The sequence below is a fragment of the Methylobacterium sp. genome (genome assembly GCF_019745455.1).
Taxonomy (GTDB): Bacteria; Pseudomonadota; Alphaproteobacteria; order Rhizobiales; family Beijerinckiaceae; genus Methylobacterium.
The window spans coordinates 1-7,615 of record NZ_JAIETD010000031.1; the positions used below are offsets into that span (position 1 = coordinate 1).

At 61.6% G+C, this 7,615-nt stretch carries 5 protein-coding genes; 3 read left to right on the forward strand and 2 right to left on the reverse strand.

The window, feature by feature from the left end:
* Positions 1 to 611 precede the first annotated feature (611 nt).
* Positions 612 to 1,088 carry a DUF892 family protein gene (locus K2Y56_RS07030; protein WP_292506448.1) on the forward strand — a complete coding sequence of 159 codons (477 nt, stop codon included), beginning with the start codon at positions 612 to 614 and terminating at the stop codon, positions 1,086 to 1,088.
* A 785-nt stretch (positions 1,089 to 1,873) separates the two neighbouring features.
* Here K2Y56_RS07030 and K2Y56_RS07035 read toward each other — a convergent pair.
* On the reverse strand, positions 1,874 to 2,308 hold the full coding sequence (locus K2Y56_RS07035) for a MucR family transcriptional regulator (RefSeq protein WP_292506449.1): 435 nt from the start codon (positions 2,306 to 2,308) through the stop codon (positions 1,874 to 1,876).
* Between the two features lie 458 nt (positions 2,309 to 2,766).
* The gene (locus K2Y56_RS07040; protein WP_292506451.1) at positions 2,767 to 3,024 is read right to left on the reverse strand and encodes a hypothetical protein; all 258 of its coding nucleotides are present in this window, start codon (positions 3,022 to 3,024) and stop codon (positions 2,767 to 2,769) included.
* A gap of 170 nt (positions 3,025 to 3,194) precedes the next feature.
* Between K2Y56_RS07040 and K2Y56_RS07045 the strand changes: the two genes are divergently transcribed.
* Positions 3,195 to 3,437, forward strand: coding sequence for a hypothetical protein (locus tag K2Y56_RS07045; RefSeq protein ID WP_292506465.1), 243 nt, complete (start codon positions 3,195 to 3,197; stop codon positions 3,435 to 3,437).
* A gap of 731 nt (positions 3,438 to 4,168) precedes the next feature.
* Positions 4,169 to 7,075 (forward strand): PAS domain-containing protein, encoded by a 2,907-nt coding sequence (locus K2Y56_RS07050; protein ID WP_292506467.1) that lies wholly within the window; start codon positions 4,169 to 4,171, stop codon positions 7,073 to 7,075.
* Positions 7,076 to 7,615 lie beyond the last annotated feature (540 nt).

Consider the following 7,615-nt stretch of genomic DNA (forward strand, 5'->3'; position numbering starts at 1 on the left):
CTATGCACAAACCGAGGCGCAAGCCTTGGCAGCCTGACCCAAACCAAATGGCCTCCGGGAAACCCGGCGCGGTTCAACCCGCTTTTGCGGAGCTTCCTTGGCGCTCGCTCGTTGGTCGACATCCCAAGCTGTTCGCAGCTGTCGTGCAGGGAAGCGAAATGCCAGCTATTCCTCCTCCAGATCAGCCCTATCCCGAGCCAACTCCGGCAGATCCAAACCCGTCGCCTGGGCACCCTCCGCAGCCTGAAGAAATGCCGCCTTCAGAGCCTGCTGGTGTTCCACCGACGCCTCCAAGCGATGTTCCAACGCCGGATGAGCCTCTCGGCATCCCTCCAACCACGCCGACCGAAATTCCAATCGTTTGATACGCGATCTAACTGTGAGCTGATCCGATCAGAGCTAGCTGAGACGCGAGGCCAGCTTCCGAGGTTCGACGACAGGCGCTGACGGTTCGACCGAATGCTAGGATATGGAGCATAGGGTTTTACAGCGTTACCTACGCGAAGAGGCATCATGCTCGACGCTTCGACGCATCGGAGATCCAAACCTCGGTTCATGCAGTTCCTCTATCAATCCTGCACCTCTGTGGGCAGGCAGATTGGAGGAAGACGATGAACAACGATGCACTGAAAACGCTCGTAGCTCAGGGCCTTGCCGCCATGAAGGCAGGTGGCAAAGTCGCTGCGATGGCCACTGACGAGATCCAAAAGGATGCCCACCATTCGGACCTCAAGGCCGCACTGGAGAAGGGCAATCAGACGTCACAGCAGTGGACCCAGCGTATCGACCGGGCGCTTCAGGAAGCAGGTGGGAGCGGGGAGCAGAAGAACCCGGTGCTGGAAGGTCTCTACGAGGTCAGTCGCCAGATCCGCCAACAGGCCCCTGATGACACCTCACGCGATCTCGGCATCATCGCCAACGGCCAGCTTGCGCTACACTACTGGATTGCCGCGTTCGGCACGATCCGCACCTACGCGAGTCAGCTTGGCATGAGCGAGACAGCCGAGGCGATGCAGACCTCGCTGGATGAGGCCAAGCAGGGCGACGAACAGCATACCGAAATCGCCAAGCGCATCATGGGCTCATAGCGCAATCGGTCGTATTGCTGTTCTTGCACGAAAAAACAGAACAGCTCCTCGCTTGGACCCGTTAAAAAATGAACTCTTGGCATGTCGGGCCAGGATTTCACCGAGCTATCGTCCCTGCAACAAAGCTAGGAGAGTTTTATGAGCACGAAGGTTTTACGCTCGTCTGTTATCGTAGCAACTCTGCTGCTTGGCAGTATCAGCTTCGCCCTTGCTCAAAGCGGAAGCTCGGGAGGAGCAAGCGGTGGGTCTGGAGGAGCGGCTGGTGGTGCAGCTGGCGGTTCCGGCATGGGCAGCAGCAGCGGGTCCAACGGGACCGGGAACACCTCCGGCACTGGGATGGGTAGCGGCGCCGGCACCGGCATGGGCACTGGTACAGGACCAGGTACAGGCGGCAACATGGGAACGGGAAGTTCTGGATCGGTGGGCGGTGCGGCCGGCAGCTCCACAGGCACGATGGGGACAGGCGCTGGTGCAGCGCCGGGTGGAACAGGCCGCTAGTCTGAGCAAGCTCCGCCGTCCGATCCGATTACCGGCCGGCGGGGCGTGCCTATCTCTACAACAGAGACGGTAAGCTGTAGGTCTGGGTCTTTACCAGCTAAGTCCTAGGATCACCTCTTGAAGGAAAACCATCGTCAACCCGGCAACAGCGGTGCCAAGGGCAACGATTGGGCTATGACGGTGAGTGATAAGGCGCGCGAGCATGGCGCCGCTACCTAGATTTAAGCCAGTCCCAAGCGGAACTACGCCAAACGACGCTGAAGGATTGTGCCACTCTCCGCTTGAGCCTAGGCAGCCTCGCCCCGATCGACGGACCTCCCAAGCCCAATGGATTTCGCAAGATCTGAACGCTGCTTTGCGTATTCCGCTGCAACCATCGGGTACTCGGCAGGAAGGCCGTAACGCTGACGATAGCTGTATGGGTCAAGACCATGCGTTTTTAGGTGACGCTTGAGGGTCTTGTACGGCTTACCGTCGATGAAGCTGATAATGCCTTCCGGCATCACCGACTTGCGGATCTGCGCCGCCGTCGGCTTCTCGATCTCGGCTTCCGGTGATGCCGCAGCAGCTCCGGTGGCGAGCGCCTGAAGCGCCGTGTGAACTTGCCGGATCAAATCCGGTAGATCGGCAGGTCGGACAGGGTTGTTCGACACATACGCTGAGACGATATCGCCTGCGAGTTCGACGAAGTTGGTGGTTTGGTCGCCTGTGTTCTCTGACATGCTTCTACGCGGTTCTCGTGCCCCACGGCTAGGCCATGGTACATCTCAAACCTCTTATCAAGCGGTGTGGTTTCAAATCGTCTTTTGCGAAGCCAAGAGCGGCATCATAGAGCACGTCCGAAGCAAACGGTCGATACACTTGGACAAAGTGCCATGTGCCGACGCCATACAAGGGTCGCCAACCAGTCCTACGGCGCCGCAATGCACGCGCCAATGACCCTGGACCTTTTGAACAGCCTAGAGATCGTGGATGACGACGTGATGGCTGTAGTGAACGTCTACCTGGCCAACCCAGGATGTGGCCCTGTCTCATTCGGTGAAGGGTATCAGATTGATCCAGCTGCCGCTGTCGCTGAGCATCCGTTCGCCAGCACACTGATGCGTCAGCCCTGGGCGAACCATGAACTACGGCAGGCAGCGGTACGAGCTGCCATCATGCTGGCCCAGCCCCAGCGAGCTTAGTCGCCTTCCATCTCTTCGCTGCCCTGCAGCTGACGCAGGCGGTCCTCCAGGTCTGTGGCGGCATCGCTGTACAGCTCGAAGCGCCTACGATGGAAAGCACGCATCTCTTCGCCCTTGGTATCCTTGACCTTATCAGCGGCACGCTTGGCTTTCTCTCGAAACTTGCCGGCGAGCTTCTCGTAGGAGGCTGCGATTTCGGCCGAGATGTCCGCCGTCTCCTGTTTCAGGTCGATCGGCTTCGGTTTCTTTGCCATCAGGTCCTTGCCTCATAGGCTTTCCAGCAGGTGGGTCGAACGGGTTCGCGGGGGGAGCGATTTGTCCGTTCGACCACACCCGTTGCAGCCATCCTTGGGAAGGATCATGCGGCGCAACGCATTCGTTATACCATCGACCACTCGGTCATGTGTGACAGCGGAGCAAAGGCATGCCACCGGTCGAACGATGCCGGCATACCCTGGATTTCCTGGCGGCCGTCAGAGACACCTCGGTGGCCGATCGAGTTTCTACTGCCCTCAACGAACTGGAGGCCGCCTACCCTAATCACGAGCGCCGGACTGCTGCTCTGTCCCTGCTTCTAGAGCAGGTGCGTTCCGAAAGTCCGTCCCGGCCGCTGACCCCTTTTCGACGCTTCCTCATCGCGTTGATTGAGCGGCGGCAGGCAACGTGATGTGATCATCGTACTGGGTTGGCGGAGATGATCTTCGGTGAGGCCGGACACAGGGGTCGGCAGCTGTAGTAAGCCGGACGGGATAGGTGAGCGGCTTTGCTGGCGCCATAGGCAAAGTGCGCTCTACTCACGATCTCGTGAATTTAACTTATATAATATGCTATTGGCTGAGTGGTTGCTTTCTGAGCGCCCATGACGCGCCTTGAACTTGCCCTTGCCTGCACGCTCCTCGTTTGCGCAGCGGCAATCATTATGAGGCTGGCGTGACGCTATGGGTTGCAGTCCCGGAGCAACTGTTGGGTTACCAGCAGGCATCAACATGGCAGTGAGGCGTTAAAAGGCGGCCGAGGAGACCCCATGAAGGGCTCGGCCGCCGCCGCCTCGAAGGCGTTGGGGGCATTCATCGAAGCAGCGCAGGCGCCTTAGCACAAGCGAATATAACTGCGACAGCAGCTTATCTCGTTCCCCGCCAGTCAGCGCTGCGACCGTAATGGGTGGATTTGAGACGGTCAAGTATTGGAGGTGAGGCTGGAATAGCAGACGTTCCTGGATGGCAGGATCAGGTCAGCAAATGACTGGCTGCGGTGTCGTATCTAGAGCATGGTGCCTACGTTACCAGCCACCCGTCTCGGCCCGATCTAGACCTGAAAGGCGACAGGCTTCACAAACCAGCATCGGTTTGAAGTAGGCCCTCCTCCGCTGGGAGGAGGCCTTCGAAGGGAAACGCTGGCTTGCCTGGACGTGATTTAGCAGCCCTCTCGCGGGAGGAGCTGGAAGCCGAGGTGCGGCGACTGCGGGAGAGGGTCCGCAGCGGCAGCATGGATGCCGCCCGCCAGAACGCGGTGTTCGAGAGCGCTCTCGATTTCGCGATCATCGTGACGGATCGCGACGGTACCATCACCGGCTGGAACAGCGGCTCCGAGCACGTCATGGGCTGGACCGCCGACGAGATGCGCAGCCAGAATGCCGGACGCTTCTTCACACCTGAGGACCGCGCGAACGGCCGGGTGGCCTACGAGATGACGACGGCTTTGCGCGACGGGCGTGCCCAGGACGAACGCTGGCACCTGAAGAAGGGTGAGGAGCGGTTCTGGGCGTCGGGTGAGATGATGGCGCTGCGCGACGAAGACGACGCGCATATCGGCTTCGTCAAAATCATGCGCGACCGCACAGCCGAGCACCTGACCGGGGTGGCGTTGCGGGACGGCGAGGTGCGGCGCAAGGCGTTGCTGGACCTCAGTGACCAACTCGCCGAGCACGATGATGACACCGCCAGCTTGAGCGACGTGGCTAGCCGCATCCTCGGGCAGGTCCTCGGCGTGCAACTCGTCGGCTACGGGCTGGTAGACCCGGACGCCGAAACCATCACTGTCGAACGGGACTGGACCAGCGGTGGGGCCGTCTCCATCGCTGGGACGCTCCAGTTCCGGTCCTTCGGCAGCTACATCGACGATCTTAAGCGCGGGGAGATGGTCGTCATCGACGACGCCCGCAACGACCCGCGCACGGCGGCTCAGGCCGCGGCGCTGGAAGCCGTCAACGCGCGGGCGCTGGTCAACACCCCGGTATTCGAACACGGACGCTTCGTGGCTCTGCTGTTCGTGTGCAGCGCCACCCCGCGAACGTGGACCGAGGATGAACTGGGGTTCATCCGCGAGGTCGCCGCCCGCACCCGTACCGCCACCGCACGGCGGATGGCGGAGAGTGGCCTGCGCACCAGCGAAACCCAACTTCGACTGGTCACCGATGCACTGCCGTTCCTAGTCTCGTTCGTGGACCGCACGTTGACCTACCAGTTCGCCAACGCGGCTTACCGGGACTGGTTTGGCAAAGCGCCGGAAGAGGTCGTTGGGCGAACCATCCCTGAGATCGCCGGGGCGGATGGCTATGCAGTGCGCCGCGCTCAGATCGAGCGAGCCCTGGCGGGCGAGCCCGTGCAGATGGACCTGGATTGGCCTCGACGGGATGGGGGGCGGCGGATCGCTGATATCCGCTATCTGCCCCGGTATGACGCCAGCGGTGCAGTCGATGGGTTCTACGTGTTCGTCCAGGACGTGACCGCTCTACGCGACGCCTCGACCGTTCTAACTCAGCGCGCCGACACGCTGGCGCAAGAGGTCGCCAAGCGGACCGCGGAGCGGGACGAGGTCTGGCGCCTCGCCACAGACCTGTTGTCCGTACTGCACATCGACGGTCGCATGGTCACCTGCAACCCAGCCTGGACGACGGCGCTGGGATGGTCCGAGGCCGAACTAGTTGGTCGCTCGGTCTTCGACTTGATCCACCCCGACGACCAGGAGCACTCCACCGTCGGACTCGCTGGGCTGGCGCGGGGAGAGACGGTCACCGGGTTCGAGAACCGCTACCAGCACAAGGATGGCAGCTATCGCTGGCTCTCCTGGAACGCCGTGCCAACTGGTGATCGGATCTTCTCCACGACGCGTGATGTGACGGCGGCCAAGGAGCAAGCGCTTGCCTTGGAAGCTACGGCCGAGGCCCTGCGCCAGTCGCAAAAGATGGAGGCGGTGGGCCAGCTCACCGGTGGTGTAGCGCACGACTTCAACAACCTGCTCACCATCATCCGCTCGTCCGTGGACTTCCTACGCCGTCCAGACCTGCCGGAAGAACGGCGCAAGCGGTACATGGATGCCGTGTCGGACACGGTGGAACGCGCCGCCAAGCTGACCGGCCAGCTCTTAGCCTTTGCACGACGCCAGGCGTTGACGCCGGAGGTACTCAACGTCGGCGATCGGCTGCGGGCTGTAGCCGACATGCTCGACACAGTCACCGGTGCCCGGGTCAGAGTTATCACCCAGCTGGCGGATCACGCCTGTTTCATCAAAGCCGACCTGAGCCAGTTTGAGACCGCCTTGGTCAACATGGCGGTCAACGCCCGCGACGCGATGGATGGGGAGGGGACACTGACCCTAAGGTTGGGCTGTGGCGCAGCGATGCCAGTGATCCGGAACCACGCGGGCGCGGATGGCCCCTTCGCCAAGATCGAACTCAGCGATACGGGCAGCGGCATCGCCGAGGCCGACATGGGGCGGATTTTCGAGCCGTTCTTCACGACCAAGGAGGTCGGCAAGGGCACAGGCCTAGGCCTGTCCCAGGTGTTCGGCTTCGCCAAGCAGTCCGGCGGCGATGTCGAGGTGCAGAGTGTGGTCGGCGCGGGCACCACGTTCACGCTGTACCTGCCGGAGGTCGCGGAGGAGGCCGAGCCCGAAACTCCTGACGAGGAAAGCGGCCCAGCTCCCGGGGGTACTGGCCAGAAAGTGCTCGTGGTCGAGGACAACATCGAGGTCGGTACGTTCGCAACCCAGATCCTCGAAGACCTGGGCTACCGGACGGAGTGGGCGGCCAACGCTGAAAGCGCGCTGATCCGTCTTGGTACAGACGGCGACGGGTTTGAGGTGGTGTTCTCGGACGTCGTAATGCCTGGCATGGGCGGGATTGCCCTGGCCGAGGAGTTGCGCCGCCGCCTACCTCGACTGCCGGTGGTGCTGGCCTCCGGCTACAGCCATGTGCTGGTCGAGAACGGTGAACACGGGTTCGAGCTGCTGCACAAACCCTACTCGGCAGATCAGCTATCCCGTGTTCTGCGCCGGATCACGACTGGTAAGCGCCGCTATCGCTAGCACTCATCACGTAGGTTGTGGCGCAGAGGTGCCGGACGGTCACCGAATGACCGCTTTCGGGATGCGCCGGCGACGGTCTGAACGGCCGCCATGGGTCGGAGGCGGAATGTCCGCTTCGAAGCAAGGGTATGAGCCCACTCTTCGTCCCCATCAAATCCGCACCGCAGCCAGGCGCAAACGCCGCCTTCAAACGCCCTGCCACACCCGTCTGTATGTGCCTCGGACAACAGGCTTCGGCTCAGTGCCGGCATCAACTATCATCGTCATTTCGAGGTGATCGCCGTTCCGATGAAAGCGGGCTGTAAACGACTTTCCAGAGACCCAGGAGTGCCCGCGGTTAGCCCAGCAACCTGCACCGACAATATCGCGCCCGGTTGGATCACTAAGGGACGCGGACCAACCGTTGTTGGCGGTGACAGACAGGCCCGAGCCCTCACTCCGAAACTCAATGGTACAGGTTCGGCAGGTCGTGTCCGTCAATGAGGTGGAAATTCGGGGTGGAGTTGGAGCGGCCATCGGTCAGGCGGCCTGAGGTGGAAT